Source organism: Mycobacterium sp. E2733, assembly GCF_001667585.1.
Taxonomy (GTDB): Bacteria; Actinomycetota; Actinomycetes; order Mycobacteriales; family Mycobacteriaceae; genus Mycobacterium.
Genome location: NZ_LZJZ01000126.1, coordinates 1 through 676, shown reverse-complemented (window position 1 = coordinate 676; position 676 = coordinate 1). Strand labels below are relative to the sequence as shown.

The 676-nt window shown below is 74.9% G+C and carries 1 pseudogene; it reads left to right on the top strand.

The annotated features are described in order from the left end of the window. Positions 1-676 (top strand): annotated as a pseudogene (locus A5678_RS22985) (mammalian cell entry protein); the annotation flags it as partial.

Genomic DNA, 676 nt, shown 5'->3' with positions numbered 1-676 from the left:
GCATCGCTGGGGGAATCGGTGGCGTCGGGGCCGTACTTCAAGATTGTCCTGTCCAATCTGCTGCCGTATTGGATCTTGCAGCCGTTCGTCGACGCCGCCTTCAAGAAGCGCGGCATCGACCCGGAGAACTTCTGGCGCAGCGCCGGGCTGCCCGAGTTCCGCTGGCCCGACCCCAACGGCACCCGGTTCCCCAACGGCGCGCCGCCGCCCGCGCCTCCGGTGCGCGAAGGCACACCAGATCACCCGGGACCGGCCGTCCCGCCCGGAACGGCGTGTTCCTACGCCCCACCGGCCGACACGCTGCCGCGGCCGTGGAACCCGTTGCCGTGCACGGGTGTAGACGTCGGACCGTTCGGCGGGAGCTTCCCGGCGCCGATCGACGTAGCCGCGTCGCCGCCGAACCCGAACGGCCTGCCACCATCACCGGGCATCCCGATCGCCGCGCGCCCCGGCGAGGCGCCGCCAGATGTCCCGGGCACGCCGGCGCCGCTGCCCATCCAGGCGCCGCCGGGCGCGCGCACCGAGAACCTGCAACCCGCCGGCCCCACCCCGCCACCGTCGACGCTCGCGCCCGGGCTACCCCCGGGGCCGCCCGCGCCGCCAGGGCCCGGGCCTCAGCTGCCCGCCCCGTTCATCAACCCGGGCGGCACGGGAGGCAGCGGCATCACGGGAGGTA